The organism is Campylobacter sp. BCW_6877, assembly GCF_001762445.1.
GTDB classification, from domain to species: domain Bacteria; phylum Campylobacterota; class Campylobacteria; order Campylobacterales; family Campylobacteraceae; genus Campylobacter_D; species Campylobacter_D jejuni.
Genome location: NZ_MJWW01000036.1, coordinates 1 through 14,485 on the forward strand (window position 1 = coordinate 1; position 14,485 = coordinate 14,485).

Here is a 14,485-nt window from a genome sequence, read left to right on the forward strand (position 1 = left end):
ACCTTTTTTAGTAGCAAGGATGTTTTCGTTGATAGCACTTGAGATTTGTCCAAATTCATCATTACTTTTTACTTCTATAGTAGAAACATTTTTTGTTTTATGATTGATGAAGTCAAAGAATGAAGTTAAACCTGTTTGGATAGCTGCAAGTGGAGAGAGGTATTTTGATACGATGAAATAAAGGAGGATGACGCTAATAATACTTGTAAAAATAACAATCGCAGTTTGTATAAATGCAATTTTATAAACTGGAGCTTCTATTTGTTCTATTGGCTCTCCAACGCAAGCAGTATAAATTCCAGAAACTTTTGCACACACAGCAAATCTTTCACTATTATCTTTTGGTCTAGTATACTCAAAAGGTTCAAAATCTTTCTTGGTTTTTGCAAGATTTGCAATTGCACTAATATCATAACCTTGTTGTAAAAGAGCTTTGTCTGTAGAAACAAATACTTTATTTTCTTCATCAAATACAAAAGTTCTACCTGGTAAATTTTCAAATTCAGCTTGCAAATCTGCTGCAAGAACATCTACGGCCAAAACTCCTATAAATTTACCATCTTTATAAAGTGGAATAGAATATGTAAAGCAAGGTAAATTTGTAGTTACATCAATATAAGATGGGGTAATATAAAGTTTATTTGTTTTAACTGCTTCTATATAATATTCTCTTGTTCTAGCATCATAATTATCAGCTTTTCCATAAGTTCCAAAATCTAAATTTTTAGCATCAGAGTCTGGATCGCTTACAACAAGTTCGCCATTTGGTTGAGCAATATAAACTGCTAAGAATCTTCCAGCATCTCTAAAATTCTTTAAATCTTTTCCAACATAATGCATTAAAGCATCTTGACTATCTAACTGTTCTACAGGATGCTTTAAAATACTTTTAGCCAAACTTTCAAGAGTTAAAGAATTTCTTGCCTTAAAAGACTCCATAGAATTTTTAGCCGTTTTAACATAATTTATTTCAGCATTCACAACTTCATGAAAAATTGCTTGCTTTACAAATATAAATGTTACAACACCTAAAATTATCAAACACACTACTGCGATTAAATTTGCAATCAGTGAAACCTTCAATTTTACGCTTTTCATAATTTAAGCGCTCCTTTCTAATATTATTTTATAGGGATATCTACATAAAGTTTTATAATTATAAATTAAAAAATTTAAATTTTTACTTAAATTTAAAAGTTATAAAAAATTAATTTAATAAATATTAAATTAATTTATATTTATTATTTTTATTTAAAGTAATATCGCTTCGAAAATTCTATGTATTAAGCTTAATATCGTTATAATTTAGAAAAATTTATATCGAAGGAAATATTTTGAAAAAAATTATATTATTTATCTTATCTTTAGGGATATTTTATACTTTCACACAAGCTAAAAACTTCGAACAAGATCAAAATAACAACAGCAATTTAGTTAGTGTCAGTATAGCACCTCAAGCATTTTTTGTTAAAAAAATAGCTGCAAATACTCTAGATGTCAATGTTATTTTGCCCTCAAATAGCAATGAGCATAATTTTGAATTTAAACCAAGCACTATGAAAAAACTTGAAAAAAGTGATATTTATTTCACCATAGGCTTAGAATTTGAAAAAGTTTTTACGGATAAATTTAAACAAAATTTTCCAAAACTTCAAGTTGTAAATATGCAAAAAAACATAGCTTTAATTCAAACTCATGACACTCACGAACACTCTCATGAACATGAGCATTTTGATCCTCATACTTGGTTAGATCCTATTTTAGTCCAAACTATGGCTTTAAATATTTATGACGCCTTGATTCAAAAATATCCACAAAATAAAAATTTATATAAACAAAATTTAGATAAATTTTTAGCAGAATTAGATAGTTTAAATTTACAAATTGCCTCAAAATTAGAAAAATTAAAAAATAGAGAATTTGTAGTTTATCATCCTTCTTGGACATACTTTGCAAAACGCTATCATCTTACGCAAATTCCTGTAGAAATTTTAGGCAAAGAACCAAAAAGCAAAGATTTGCAAAAACTTATCACTCTAATGAAAGATAAAAATTTAAAAGTCATTTTTGTTCAAAATGGTTTCCCTGAAAATGCAGCAAAAACACTTGCTAAAGAATGTGATGCAAAAATTTACAAAATAGATCATTTATCTTATGATTGGGAAAATGAGCTTTTAAAAACTGCTGATGCTTTTTCTCATAATTTATAATCAGGCTTTTTGATGCTTTTTTTTGAAATTTCTAATCTAAACTACGCTTATGATAATGAAATCATCTTAAAAAACATCAATCTTAGCTACGACAATAAAGATTTTCTCTCTATCATAGGTCCAAATGGTGCAGGAAAATCAACACTCGTAAAACTTATCTTAGGACTTTTAAAATCCAAAAATAAAATCCATTTCAAAGCTCTTCAAAGAAAAGAAATAGGCTATGTTCCTCAACACACTCTAGCCAATCCTAATTTTTGTCCAAGAGTACTTGAAATCGTTCTTATGGGACTTGTAAGTAAAAAAATTTTTGGTTTTTATGGGAAAAAAGATAAAGAAAAAGCTATGCAAGCTTTAAGAAGCGTAGGAATGGAAAAATTTTGGAACAAAACCATTGATTCTCTAAGCGGAGGACAAAGACAACGTGTTTTTATCGCAAGAGCCTTAGCTAGTGAATGCAAAATGCTTATTTTAGATGAACCTACCGCAAGCGTTGATAACAAGTCTGCTATACAAATTTTTGAACTTCTAAGCTCTTTGCACCAAAAAGGCATGGGAATTTTACTCATTTGTCACGATATCAACCTTGTATTAGCTTATAGCGATAAAATTGCACATTTAAACAAAGAACTTTTCTTGCATACCAACACTAAAGAAAAAGAAAAAAGTTCATTTTTAAAACATTTATACGAAAACCACTCTCATTTTTGTGATGTAGAAATGAGTTTAAATACTTGTTTTTGCGATGAAGAAAATTGCGATAGTAAAAAACTATGCGAACAAGAATTTACAAGAAGAAATTTGAAAAAAACAGAATTTAAAAAAGAAAATTTTTGTTTAAAATTTTCAAAGGAAAATAATGCTTGAAATTTTAAATTTCACCTTTTTTCAAAACGCTTTACTAGGAGCGATTTTAGTTAGTATAGCTTGTGGGATCATAGGTACTTTGGTGATGATAAATCGCCTTTTTTCTATGGCTGGAGGTATAACACATGGGGCTTTTGGTGGTATAGGTATAGCTTTTTATTTCTCTTTACCTATTTTATTAAGCACGGGAATATTTACTTTATTTTTGGCTTTTTTAGTAGCTTTTTTAGCTAAACACTATGAACACAGAAGCGATAGTATTATCGCTGTAATCTGGGCTTTTGGAATGGCTGTTGGGATTATTTTAATCGATTTAAGCCCTAGTTATAACACAGATTTAATGGCTTATCTTTTTGGGAGCATTTTGGCTGTAGGAACGCAAGATTTATGGCTTATGGCTTTGGTTGATAGCGTGGTGGTACTTTTGATCTTTTTATTTTATAGACAATTTGAAGCATTAAGCTTTGATGCGGAATTTGCAAAAGTTCGTGGTATCAATACAAGTTTTTTTCATTATCTTTTAATCGCCCTTATGGCTTTTTGTATAGTTATTTCTATACGCCTTGTAGGGCTTATTTTGGTTATGGCTTTACTTAGTATCCCAAGCTTTATTGCTGAAAATTTCACTAAAAGACTTGGCTTTATCATGATTTTGGCAAGTTTTTTAAGTATGATTTTTTGTGTTTTAGGACTTATACTTAGCTATTATCTTAATCTCTCAAGCGGTGCTTGCATCATAGCTGTAGCTTGTTTTAGTTTTTTAGTGCATTTGATAGGCAAATTTTTAAAAAGGTAAAGGTGCAAAACACACTTGCACTTTTATATCTTTTTGCCCTTGTTCTTTAAAATACAAATGTTCACTTGCCTTAAAAACAAAAAATTTTTCTGCGATTTTTCTTTGTAAATCTTGAGTTTTTTCACATAAAGGATACACAAGTTTAATATCATAAATTTTAAATTTGCAAGCATAAGCAAACATTTGATACAAATCGCTTTGTTCTATACCCTGTTTTTTATCATCTTCACTATCATTTGGAATTTTCCATTTGGTATCTAGGATCGTTTTATTTTCTATATATAAATCAGGCTTTAACATGAAACAATTTTCATCATTTTTTGAGATTAAATACTTTCCATTGTTTTGAACTTTAATATCTTGAGTTGGATTTACTTTTTTTAGCATATAAGCTACATAATCTTCAAAAATTTTCTCCATAGGAAAAAGCAAAGCAATTGATATCTTAATTAATCTTTTTTTAGTTTTAACATAGTATAATATACACCTTAATTATTATTGTAAACATACAAGGATAATATGGTTAATAACACAAAAAAATTAAAAGCTATTGATTTATTTGCCGGAATTGGCGGAATACGTATAGGCTTTAAAAATATATTTCAAGAAAAATTAGAATTTGTTTTTTCTTCAGAGATAGATAAATTTGCTTGTCAAACATATTTTTGCAATTTTAATGAGCTACCACATGGAGATATAACACAAATAAATGAAAATAATATTCCAAAACACAATATATTATTAGCAGGATTTCCATGTCAAGCTTTTTCTATTGCTGGGCATAGGAAAGGCTTTAATGATATTAGAGGAACATTATTTTTTGATGTTGCACGCATAGTCAAAAAACACAAGCCAGAAATTGTTTTTTTGGAAAATGTTAAAGGCTTCAAAAATCATGACAAAGGAAAGACTTTTTCTGTTGTAAAAAATACTTTAGAAGATATGGGCTATGATGTTTTTTCAGAAGTATTAAATGCTAGAAATTTTGGAATACCACAAAATAGAGAAAGAATATATATTGTAGCTTTTTTAAAAAATAAATTTAAAAATATATCATTTAACTTTAATGAGTTAAAAAATATCGAAATAAAATCCAAGCTAGGAGACATTTTAGAAAAAAATGTAGATGAAAAATATACTATCTCAGATAAATTATGGGCTGGTCATCAACGTAGAAAATTAGAACACAAAAAAAAAGGTAATGGATTTGGTTATTCTCTATTTAATCATAATTCAGATTATACTAGCACTATTAGCGCTAGATATTATAAAGATGGTTCTGAAATATTAATTGAACAAAAAAATAAAAATCCAAGAAAGCTTACTCCAAGAGAAGCTGCTAGATTACAAGGCTTTCCTAATAGTTTTAAAATAACAACAAGCGATAATCAAAGCTATAAACAATTTGGTAATAGTGTAGCTATTCCTGTAATTGAAAATATTGCTAAATTAATTCACAGGGAGTTATATAATGTCAATAAATGATGAAAAATTTGATATTAATTTAAAATTTTACTTTTTTATGAAATATCTAGTTAAAATTAATTTTTCAGATATACAGATAATAAACATTTTATCTCACATATCAAAAAATAAAAATTCTTTATATGAACTAAAACAATATATTAATTTAAATACTAAAAACGGTATAAACCAGTGGAGTTATTTAGAACAAATTATTTACGAAATTAGAAATATTATAGATTTTAATGTATTTATATTTGCTTTAAAAATTTACTCAATTAAAAATTTCTTACTAGAATTAGCTAAAATAAAACAAATGAGCAATATTGAGTTATTATCAAAATTAGATCCATTATCTTTAGAATATGATAAAATAACAATATATAATCCATATTCAACTAGAGTTAATGGAGCTTTATTGGCATTAACATTTTTTAATCATATAGACAATAATCAATTCTTTCATGATAATATAAATAAAGAATATTTTTTAAGCATTTGTCAACTTTCTCAAGAATTAAGAAAACATGGTTTAGAACCAAATCAAATTTTTATGCTTATTTTCAATGAAAGTATTAATCAATCTATCATAAGTTATAGTGGTAATAATTATGAAAATAGAATACTACAAAAATTACAATCTATAGGAATAAATCAGGAAACAATAACCAAAAAGCATGATGAAAACGATAGCTCTACAGAATTTGATTTCTTCTTTAATTTTAATGGAAAATCATATGGAATAGGAGCAAAAAGAACTTTAAGAGAAAGATATAAACAATTTATAAAAACAAGCCAAATGAGCAAGATAAATGTTATGATTGAAATAACTTTAGGACTAGATTTAGGAGAAGAAAAAGCTAAAACTATTCGTAATTATGGAGTATATTTAATTGTATCAGATGAAATATATGAACAAAACAAATTTCTACAAAATATAGATGGGGTATTTGGTTCATCGCAACTTACATTAGAATTGCTAGAAACATTATAATTTTTAACTTTACCACTCCACAAAGGTTCTAGCTTTTTTTATATCATTAAAATTTATAGTAGTTTTTTCTTTATTTTCTAAATTTTCTAAAGTGATATTTTCATCATCTACAGCAATGATTTTTGCTTCGAATTTTTCTTTTTCATTGGCTGTGATCTTCACAAGTTCACCTATACTTTTAGCAAAATGTTCTATCTTACTAAGCTTTCTTTCAAGTCCTGGTGAAGATACTTCTAAAAAATATTCTCCATTTACAGGTGGTTCTACATCAAAAATAGGCGATAAAATTTCACTAAGCCTTGCACAATCATCAAGATTTACCCCGCCTTCTTTTTGCACATAAATTCTATAAATTTTTCTGCCATTTTCACTTACTAGCTCATCATCATAAAAACTAAGTCCTGCTTCTTTGCAAAGGGCTTCAAGATTCATTTTTATCCTTTTTTATTTTTTCAAAAAGTCCATCCATATGGTTTTGATACTCAAGCCTATCATCAAATTTAAAGTGAAAATTCGGACACCTATACCAGCCCTGCTCACTCATGCAGTAATTTTGCAAAGCTCTACTTGCCTTTTTTAAAGAAGATAAAATTTTTTCTTGCTCATGAACATTAAAAAACATTTTATCAAGATACACAAAAGCATCGTATCTACCCTTTTTACATTCCACATCAACCACACAAAGATTTTTCAAATTTTCATCATCCAAATTTGCTAAAGCTTCAGGGATCAGCTCTTTTAAGATGCTTTCAGTGCGTAGCTTTTTAATCTCACTTGGGTTCATAGACTTGCTTGTTCCTCTACTTCTTTATAGCTTTCTATATAATCACCCACTCTCATATCATCACACCCTTCTATACCTACGCCACACTCATAGCCTTTTGCCACTTCTTTAGCATCATCTTTAAAGCGTTTGAGTGAACTTACATTGCCTTCATAAACCACAACTCCATCACGGATAAGACGAATTTTAGCTCCACGGTTAATCACCCCTTCGGTTACCATACAGCCTGCGATTTGTCCGATTTTTGGTACATTGATCACTTGTCTAATCTCTGCTTGTCCTAATTGCTCTTCAGAAATAATCGGACTCATCATACCACCAAGCAAGGCTTTTACATCATCTAAAAGATTATAAATCACATTATAAGTTTTAATTTCTACACCTTTATCTTTAGCGCGCTCTTTAACTTCTCCTGTTGGGCGTATGTTAAAACCTAGCACTATAGAGTTTTCACTCGCACTTGCAAGCTCTATATCACTTTGTGTGATTCCACCTACTCCGCTATGGATGATATTCACTTTAATCTCATCATTTCTAAGTTTTTCTAAACTTGCTTTTAAGGCTTCTAAAGATCCTTGTACATCAGCTTTTAAAATAACAGGCAAGGCTTTTAGATTACCTTCTTTGATCTTAGCTCCAAGCTCATCAATGCTAACTTTAGTAGATTTACTAAGTTCTTTTTGGCGATTGTATTCGTGGCGTTTATTAGCGTATTCTCTTGCTTCTTTATCGGTTTTTACTGCGATTAAAATTTCACCCGCATCTGCTACTTCGCTAAGCCCTACGATAACCCCACATTCGCCTGGTTTGATTTCTTTTAAGGCTTTACCTTGATCATCACTCATCGCACGCACTTTTCCATAAGCCTCGCCTGCAACCACAGTACTTCCTACAGTAAGTGTTCCATTTTGCACGATGATAGTAGCTACCGCACCACGCCCTTTTTGCACAGAACTTTCTATAATACTTGCTTTAGCAAAACTTTTTGGATTGGCTTTAAGTTCTAAAATATCAGCTTGTAAAAGCACGATCTCAAGCAAATCTTCAATCCCCATTCCTGTTTTAGCCGAAACCCCTACAAATTCATAAGATCCACCCCATTCTACTGGCATGATTTCCATTTCTGCGAGTTGAGTTTTTACCATATCAGGATTTGCTGCTTCTTTATCCATTTTGTTAATAGCAATAATAATAGGCACACCTGCTGCCTTAGCATGATTTATCGCTTCTTTGGTTTGTGGTTTTACCCCATCATCTGCGGCTACAACGATGATTACAATATCAGTGATACTTGCACCCCTTGCACGCATAGCAGTAAAAGCTTCGTGACCTGGAGTATCAATAAAAGTAATTTTACGCCCATTTTTTTCTACCATATAAGCACCCACATGCTGAGTAATACCCCCTGCTTCACCACTTGCAACGCGTGATTTTCTAATATAATCTAGCAAAGAAGTTTTACCATGATCAACATGCCCCATGATAGTGATCACAGGTGCTCTAGTCACTAAATCTTTTTCATCAGTCTCTTCTTCATAGTCTTTTACATAATCAAACTCATCAGCCTCGTTAATGATATTGATCTCTATACCAAATTCAGCAGCCAAAATTTCAATCGCATCTTCATCTAAGAAATCATTTTTTGTTGTCATCATTCCAAGCATGAAAAGTTTTGAAATCACTTCACTAGTGCTTCTTCCTATCTTATCAGCGAATTCATACACACGAATTTCTTTAGAAATAGCAACGCTACTTACTTCTTCTACTTCCTTTTTTTCAATCTTTTTGGGTGGTTTTTTACGACTTCTTCTTTGAATTCCACCTTCAAGTCCAAAACCCGCAGAATTTCCAACAGCTTGTCTTATAAAATTAGGTTGTTTTTTATTGATATTTTGTGGTTTTTCTTGTTCTTTTACACTAAAATCAGGTAACACTACCTCATCTTCATCATCTAAAGAAATATCACCAAAATCATGTTCATCTAAAAAATTCATTTTTTCGGTACTTTCTTTTTTACTCGCGACAAAAGATTTTTTTTCTTTTTTCTTTTTCTTCAAACTCTCATCAGCATTTGAAAACATGGTTTTTAAACTTAAGCGCTCTTCATTATTGATAGATATATCATTTGAATTTTTTACTTCTTCTTTTTTAACTTGAATTTCTTCTTCGTCTTTTTTCTTTTTAACAATAACAAGTCCGCGTCTTTTGGCTAAAGTTGCACTAGCAAGGCTTTGTGGCTTATGAGCATCAATAATTTCTTGTTTTTCTTCTTTTGCATTTTCTTTTTCAACTTTTAATTCTTCTTTTTTAACTTCTTGTTTAAGCTTTTCTTCTTTTTTAGGTTCTTTTTTTTCAGATTCATTTAGCTTTTCTTGTTCTTTTATATTTTCTTTTTTAGGCTTTTTTGCCGTAGAAGTTTTGATATTTTTCTTAAAAGCTTCTGGAATTTCTCTTGTTTGTATATACTCATAAATAGCTGCTGCGATCTCAGGTTCTACAGCATTTGATGCTGTTTTAATTCCAAGTCCTAATTCATTTGCCTTTTCAATAATTTCCTTACTATCATAACCTAATTCTTTTGCGATTTCATGAATTCTAATCTTTGCCATTTAAAAATATCTCCTTAAGTCCTTGCTGAGTAATTTTAGTATTTAAATTTTTACATATTTTAGAAAATGCTTTTTGTAAGATTTTATCTTCTTTCTCAATACAATTTTGACATAAATATCCGCTTCTTCCATGTTCTGCTTTAGGCACAATATCTCCTAAAACAACTTTAAATCTAAATAACATATTTTGCTCAAAGCGGTTTTTACACACTATGCACATTCTAATTGGTATATGTTTTTTCAAAATTATATCTTTTTTTTATATTTTTTAGCAAATTTCAAAGCCATTATCATCAAATTCTAAATATTGCACACGAAAATCTTTAAATTTTGTTTGCATTTTCTTTGCCAAAGCTAAAGCATCATCTTTAAAAGCTAAAGAAAAAAAGCTCGATCCCGAACCTGAAAGCGTACTCATTAAAGCTTTATTTTCTAAGGCAAATTTTTGCACTTCAAAAAGCTCGGGTAAGTTTTTCATACGATTGATTTCATGGAGCTTATCTTGACTTGCAAATTTTAAAAATTCATATTTTTTCTCCAAAAAACAAGCGGTTAAAAATGAAGCATGAGAAAGATTGAAAACCGCATCATTAAAACTTAAATTTTTGGCCAAAGCTTGGCGTGATTGTTCCGTGCTCATTGCCAAATTTGGGATCACAACCACAGCAGCTAAATCTTTATCAATCTCTTTTTTGATGCTATAAACTTTATTTTTTTCAACCAAAGAACACACAAAACCACCAAGAGTAGCTGGAGCGATATTATCTGGATGGTTTTCATAAATTAAAGCTTCATCTAAAATACGTTCTTTTTCTACCTTAAATCCACTCATATAATAAGCACTGGCAATAGCTCCAACAATCACAGCTGAAGAGCTTCCTAACCCTCTTGAAAGAGGAATGTTATTTTGAAAAATAAAACGAAAATTATCTTTTTTTCCGCTTAGTTTTTCATAAATTTCATAAAAAATATTTACAAATATATTGTTTTTTTTAAGAAAAATATTATCACTGCCCTCACCTCCAATACTAATGCTAAAAACACCTGATTTTTGGATTTGAGTTTCATTAAAAAGCTTTAAACTAAGTCCTAAACAATCAAAACCTGGCCCTAAATTCGCACTCGTAGCGGGAACTAAAATTTTCAAATTTCATCCTAAATTGCATCTAAAAAATAAAAGGGAAGATTATCATTATTTAGTTTAAGCTCTTGTAAATTTTTTGGTAAAAAAAACTCTGCTGGGATATTTTGCTCTAAACAAATTTCACCTTCTTTATATACAAAACAAAAATTTTTATTTGCACTTATGGGTTTATAGCCATTTAATTCAAAAGCACTCACCGCAAATAAAGGAATATTTTTTACTATACTTAAAGTACTCAAACTTACATAAGAAATTTTAATCCCCATATAAGAACCTGGACCATTAGCATAGATTAAACTTGTAAAATCATATTCTTTAAGCAATTCATCTAAAATTTTTGGTAAAAATTCGCTTGCTTTTTCTTCACTTTTATAAGTTTTTATAAGTTTATCATCTTGATAAATTCCGATCATCAAAGGCTTAGATAAAGCATTAAGCAAAAGAGAGGTTTTTATGCAAATACCTTTTCATAAGCTTTTTGGGTTGTTTTTTCAAGGCTTACAATTTCATAAGCATCTTTATCTTTTAAAACTTCTTTAGTGAGCAAATGATTTAAATGATGACTCCCAGCATATGAAGTATAATCTCCAAAAACACGATATCCAAGTAAGGTTAAATCTCCAATTGCATCTAAAATTTTATGTCTTACAAACTCATCTTTGAAACGCAAACCCTCAGGATTTAAAATACGATTTTCATCTACCACTATAGTATTTTCTAAACTTCCACCTAGTGCTAAATTCATACTCCTAAGGGCTTGAACATCTTTTAAAAAACCAAAAGTTCTAGCTCTTGCTATGTTTTCTATATAATTTTTTTTGCTGAATTCAAAATTGTAACTTTGTTCACCTATAACAGCATTGTCAAATTTAATCGTATAGTTAATACGGGGTTCTTTAGTAGGAGTTAAACGCACAAATTTATTACCATCTCTTACTTCTATAGGCTTTTTAATTACCATAATTTTTTTAGGCGCATTAAGTTCTTTTACCCCTGCTTCATCAAGCATCATACAAAAACTAATACTTGATCCATCCATAACAGGAGCTTCATTTGCATTTAAAACTATGCGTACATTATCGATTCCATAAGCATTAATCGCACTCATTAAATGCTCTATTGTAGAAATAAATCCACGATCATCTCCTAAAACAGTTGCCATTTGAGTATTTATCACATTTTCAGGACTTGCCTTATAACTTGCATTAAGATCGCTTCTAAAAAATACTATACCACTATTTGCTTCTAAAGGCTCTAAAGTAATTTCTACGGGTTCACCCTTATGAAGTCCTATACCTAAGCCTTTGACAGTTTTTGCTAAAGTTAATTGTTTCATTAATTTTTTCCTAAAATTATCTTTTTACCATCATTTAAAACATTATAAATATTATTTTCTATCCATTTTCTATCTTGCCATTGTTCAGGACGCGTTTCAACTCCTTGAACCAAAACTCCAAAATGCAAATGATCGCCTAAGGCCAAACCACTTGTTCCTGTTTTGCCTATAATACTTTGTTTATTAATCATTTCATCTAAATCAACATTTTTAGAAGAACAGTGCCCGTAAAGACTATAAACACCAAAACCATGATAAACAATTAAATTTAAACCGTAAATCCCATTTTCAGCAGCAAAAACAACCTTGCCCGCGTTATTACTTATGATAGGAGCTTGTGCTACGCTTGCTAGATCAAGCCCCATATGATAAGAATCACTCACAAATTGCTCATTATAAGAATAATACCTATGATCAGCAAAATCCGCTACTTTCATACCATTTTTAAGAGGTAAAAATAAATTCAAATCAAAATTATCAATTTTTTCCTCAGGTACTTTTGAAGTGATTTCATGGATAAGTTCTTCATTGCTATTTCTTAAAGTTTCATTGACAAACTTAAATTTTTCATAACGATTGAGATTATTATCTTTTGGAGCGTATTGATTGGCTAAATTCTCAATCTTTCCATCTAAAAATTTATCCGTTAGATTGATATTTGAAACACGATATTTACGATTAACAAAATAATACCTTATACGTTCTTTTGAAATATTTCCCGCTTTATCCGTAGCGATAACAAATGCGCGAAATTCCTCATCCCTTGCATCCCAAGCAATCAAAGCCGCATAATACCCTTCTTTTACATAAGGTGTAACTTTAAAGATTTTACCTTTATTTGTTTCTATATACACCTTATCTAAATTAGCATCATCGGCCTTAAAAACAACTGCCCCAGCACCGCCTTGCTCGATTTGGTAAGAATTGCTTATGATATTGATTTTTGGAGCCGTATTATCTACTAATACCGCAATTTGTTTTCTTGCTTCATTGCCACTAAAAAAATTCCAAAAACTAGAATCTTTAGCTATCACCTCCAAAACAAAAGATTTTACATTTTCTTTGTAACCAAATTTTGGCAAAGCAACTTGTAAGGTAATATCTTTTAAATTAGAAATCTTTTCATCTGCTATAACCATTGCACTAGTATTGTCGTCTTTATGCAATATAATTTGTACATTTTTGATAGAACTTTCATCATCTTTAATATGCACTAAAATAGGTTTTTTAAGATCAGTATATACAACATCTGGCATTAAAATTTGAGGAGGATTTTTTTCAAAAATACTTAATCTTGAAATAAAAAAAATCAAAATTGCTATTAAAACTAAAATTAAAACAGATAAATAAGTTTTGCCTTTTCTTTTTGCCATAACCTTCCTTAAAAATTTTCAATGTTTTTGTTGTTTTTAGTATAAATTCTATTATATTTTCAGTAAATATCTAGCAAATTTATAAAATTTCTCTTAGAGTATTAGCCTGTTTCATCCATTCTCTTAATTCATCGTTTTTATCTAATTGTATCATTTGTTTACATCTCTCTAATTCTTGTTGAAAAAAATCAATAGAACTTAATAAGTTATCTTTATTTTGTAAAAAAATACTTTCCCACATTTGTGGTGATGATTTGGCAATTCTGCTCATACCTTTAAAAGATCCTCCAGCCAAATGAACAATATTTCTTTTATCCTCTTCTTTCATTACAAAATTAGCCAAAGAAAAACTTATAACATGAGGCAAATGAGAAATAATAGCAGCATGATGATCATGGGCTTTACTATCCATAAAAACAATTTTCATCCCTAAATGAGAAAAAATTTCTACTGCTCTTTTTTGATGCAAATCATCAGCTATTTCACTATCGCAAAGAACACAAACTGCATCTTTATAAAGCTCTTTAAAAGCCGCTTTTGGACCTGAATTTTCAGTTCCTGTCATAGGATGAGCAAAAAGAGTTTGTTTGATTAAATTCTTAGGCAAACTTTCTATAATTTTTCTTTTTGTACTTCCAAGCTCTATAATTGTTACATTAGAAGGCAAATCAACTAACTTTTGCAAAATTTCTATAATAGCATTAACAGGAGTTGCGACAAAAATCATATCACATAAAGCTAAATCTTTAAATTCTATAAGCTCATGAATAAGACCTAATCGCAGGGCATCTTTTTCATTTTCTTTACTTAAATCCATACCATAAACACAAGAAATAAGCTTATTTTCTTTCAAACAAAGCCCTAAAGATCCACCCATAAGTCCAAGCCCTATAATTGCTATTTTCATA

The 14,485-nt window shown here is 29.6% G+C and carries 15 protein-coding genes and 1 pseudogene; 5 read left to right on the forward strand and 11 right to left on the reverse strand.

All coding sequences use genetic code 11. The features are described from left to right. Positions 1-1,098, reverse strand: a 1,098-nt coding sequence (locus tag AJ936_RS04555) for a cache domain-containing protein (protein WP_214283848.1), incomplete at its 3' end; no start/stop codon positions are given. Positions 1,099-1,334: 236 nt separating this feature from the next. On the opposite strand from AJ936_RS04555, the gene AJ936_RS04560 reads away from it, so the two are divergent. From AJ936_RS04560 to AJ936_RS04570, 3 genes are read left to right on the forward strand one after another with little or no spacing between them, the layout of a single operon-like run. Next, entirely contained in the window at positions 1,335-2,210 is an 876-nt protein-coding gene (locus AJ936_RS04560) for a metal ABC transporter solute-binding protein, Zn/Mn family (RefSeq protein ID WP_070274122.1), read from the forward strand. A gap of 12 nt (positions 2,211-2,222) precedes the next feature. Then, positions 2,223-3,077 (forward strand): ABC transporter ATP-binding protein, encoded by an 855-nt coding sequence (locus tag AJ936_RS04565; RefSeq protein ID WP_070261563.1) that lies wholly within the window; start codon positions 2,223-2,225, stop codon positions 3,075-3,077. Further along, a complete protein-coding gene (locus AJ936_RS04570; protein WP_002870414.1) occupies positions 3,070-3,873 on the forward strand; it encodes a metal ABC transporter permease in 804 nt (267 codons plus the stop codon). Before AJ936_RS04565 ends, AJ936_RS04570 begins: the two co-directional genes overlap by 8 nt. Here AJ936_RS04570 and AJ936_RS04575 read toward each other — a convergent pair. Next, positions 3,862-4,314, reverse strand: a pseudogene (locus AJ936_RS04575) (5-methylcytosine restriction system specificity protein McrC); the annotation flags it as partial. The gene AJ936_RS04570 and the pseudogene AJ936_RS04575 overlap by 12 nt on opposite strands. A 78-nt stretch (positions 4,315-4,392) precedes the next feature. Here AJ936_RS04575 and AJ936_RS04580 point away from each other — a divergent pair. After that, the gene (locus AJ936_RS04580; RefSeq protein ID WP_002860962.1) at positions 4,393-5,358 is read left to right on the forward strand and encodes a DNA cytosine methyltransferase; all 966 of its coding nucleotides are present in this window, start codon (positions 4,393-4,395) and stop codon (positions 5,356-5,358) included. After that, positions 5,345-6,331, forward strand: a complete 987-nt coding sequence (locus AJ936_RS04585) for a hypothetical protein (protein WP_002860961.1) — start codon at positions 5,345-5,347, stop codon at positions 6,329-6,331. The genes AJ936_RS04580 and AJ936_RS04585 overlap by 14 nt, the downstream gene beginning before the upstream one ends. Positions 6,332-6,340: 9 nt before the next feature. Here the strand turns inward: AJ936_RS04585 and rimP are convergent, their stop codons facing one another. The 9 genes from rimP to AJ936_RS04630 form a co-directional block, all read right to left on the reverse strand. Beyond that, positions 6,341-6,763 (reverse strand): ribosome maturation factor RimP, encoded by a 423-nt coding sequence (gene rimP / locus AJ936_RS04590; protein WP_002860960.1) that lies wholly within the window; start codon positions 6,761-6,763, stop codon positions 6,341-6,343. Next, on the reverse strand, positions 6,753-7,115 hold the full coding sequence (gene rbfA / locus AJ936_RS04595; RefSeq protein WP_002860959.1) for a 30S ribosome-binding factor RbfA: 363 nt from the start codon (positions 7,113-7,115) through the stop codon (positions 6,753-6,755). The genes rimP and rbfA overlap by 11 nt, the downstream gene beginning before the upstream one ends. Then, the gene (gene infB / locus AJ936_RS04600; protein ID WP_002860958.1) at positions 7,112-9,724 is read right to left on the reverse strand and encodes a translation initiation factor IF-2; all 2,613 of its coding nucleotides are present in this window, start codon (positions 9,722-9,724) and stop codon (positions 7,112-7,114) included. The genes rbfA and infB overlap by 4 nt, the downstream gene beginning before the upstream one ends. After that, positions 9,711-9,968, reverse strand: coding sequence for a DUF448 domain-containing protein (locus AJ936_RS04605; RefSeq protein ID WP_002870410.1), 258 nt, complete (start codon positions 9,966-9,968; stop codon positions 9,711-9,713). The genes infB and AJ936_RS04605 overlap by 14 nt, the downstream gene beginning before the upstream one ends. A gap of 24 nt (positions 9,969-9,992) precedes the next feature. Continuing rightward, the gene (gene thrB, locus AJ936_RS04610; protein WP_002857455.1) at positions 9,993-10,871 is read right to left on the reverse strand and encodes a homoserine kinase; all 879 of its coding nucleotides are present in this window, start codon (positions 10,869-10,871) and stop codon (positions 9,993-9,995) included. 8 nt (positions 10,872-10,879) lie between these two features. Continuing rightward, the gene (locus AJ936_RS04615) at positions 10,880-11,281 is read right to left on the reverse strand and encodes a tRNA (adenosine(37)-N6)-threonylcarbamoyltransferase complex dimerization subunit type 1 TsaB (protein WP_002851789.1); all 402 of its coding nucleotides are present in this window, start codon (positions 11,279-11,281) and stop codon (positions 10,880-10,882) included. Positions 11,282-11,319: 38 nt separating this feature from the next. Next, the gene (gene lpxC / locus AJ936_RS04620) at positions 11,320-12,204 is read right to left on the reverse strand and encodes a UDP-3-O-acyl-N-acetylglucosamine deacetylase (protein ID WP_070274123.1); all 885 of its coding nucleotides are present in this window, start codon (positions 12,202-12,204) and stop codon (positions 11,320-11,322) included. Continuing rightward, entirely contained in the window at positions 12,204-13,577 is a 1,374-nt protein-coding gene (locus AJ936_RS04625; protein ID WP_070274124.1) for a M23 family metallopeptidase, read from the reverse strand. Before AJ936_RS04625 ends, lpxC begins: the two co-directional genes overlap by 1 nt. Positions 13,578-13,656: 79 nt before the next feature. Further along, complete coding sequence (locus AJ936_RS04630; protein WP_002860956.1) at positions 13,657-14,484, reverse strand: prephenate dehydrogenase; 828 nt, start codon at positions 14,482-14,484, stop codon at positions 13,657-13,659. Position 14,485: the final 1 nt, after the last annotated feature.

Coding starts and splice junctions, on each gene's coding strand:
- AJ936_RS04580 (WP_002860962.1), top strand. CDS start 4,393: ATGGTTAATAACACAAAAAAATTAAAAGCTATTGATTTATTTGCCGGA.
- AJ936_RS04570 (WP_002870414.1), top strand. CDS start 3,070: ATGCTTGAAATTTTAAATTTCACCTTTTTTCAAAACGCTTTACTAGGA.
- AJ936_RS04630 (WP_002860956.1), bottom strand. CDS start 14,484: ATGAAAATAGCAATTATAGGGCTTGGACTTATGGGTGGATCTTTAGGG.
- rbfA (WP_002860959.1), bottom strand. CDS start 7,115: ATGAACCCAAGTGAGATTAAAAAGCTACGCACTGAAAGCATCTTAAAA.
- AJ936_RS04615 (WP_002851789.1), bottom strand. CDS start 11,281: ATGATCGGAATTTATCAAGATGATAAACTTATAAAAACTTATAAAAGT.
- rimP (WP_002860960.1), bottom strand. CDS start 6,763: ATGAATCTTGAAGCCCTTTGCAAAGAAGCAGGACTTAGTTTTTATGAT.
- AJ936_RS04625 (WP_070274124.1), bottom strand. CDS start 13,577: ATGGCAAAAAGAAAAGGCAAAACTTATTTATCTGTTTTAATTTTAGTT.
- AJ936_RS04585 (WP_002860961.1), top strand. CDS start 5,345: ATGTCAATAAATGATGAAAAATTTGATATTAATTTAAAATTTTACTTT.
- infB (WP_002860958.1), bottom strand. CDS start 9,724: ATGGCAAAGATTAGAATTCATGAAATCGCAAAAGAATTAGGTTATGAT.
- lpxC (WP_070274123.1), bottom strand. CDS start 12,204: ATGAAACAATTAACTTTAGCAAAAACTGTCAAAGGCTTAGGTATAGGA.
- AJ936_RS04565 (WP_070261563.1), top strand. CDS start 2,223: ATGCTTTTTTTTGAAATTTCTAATCTAAACTACGCTTATGATAATGAA.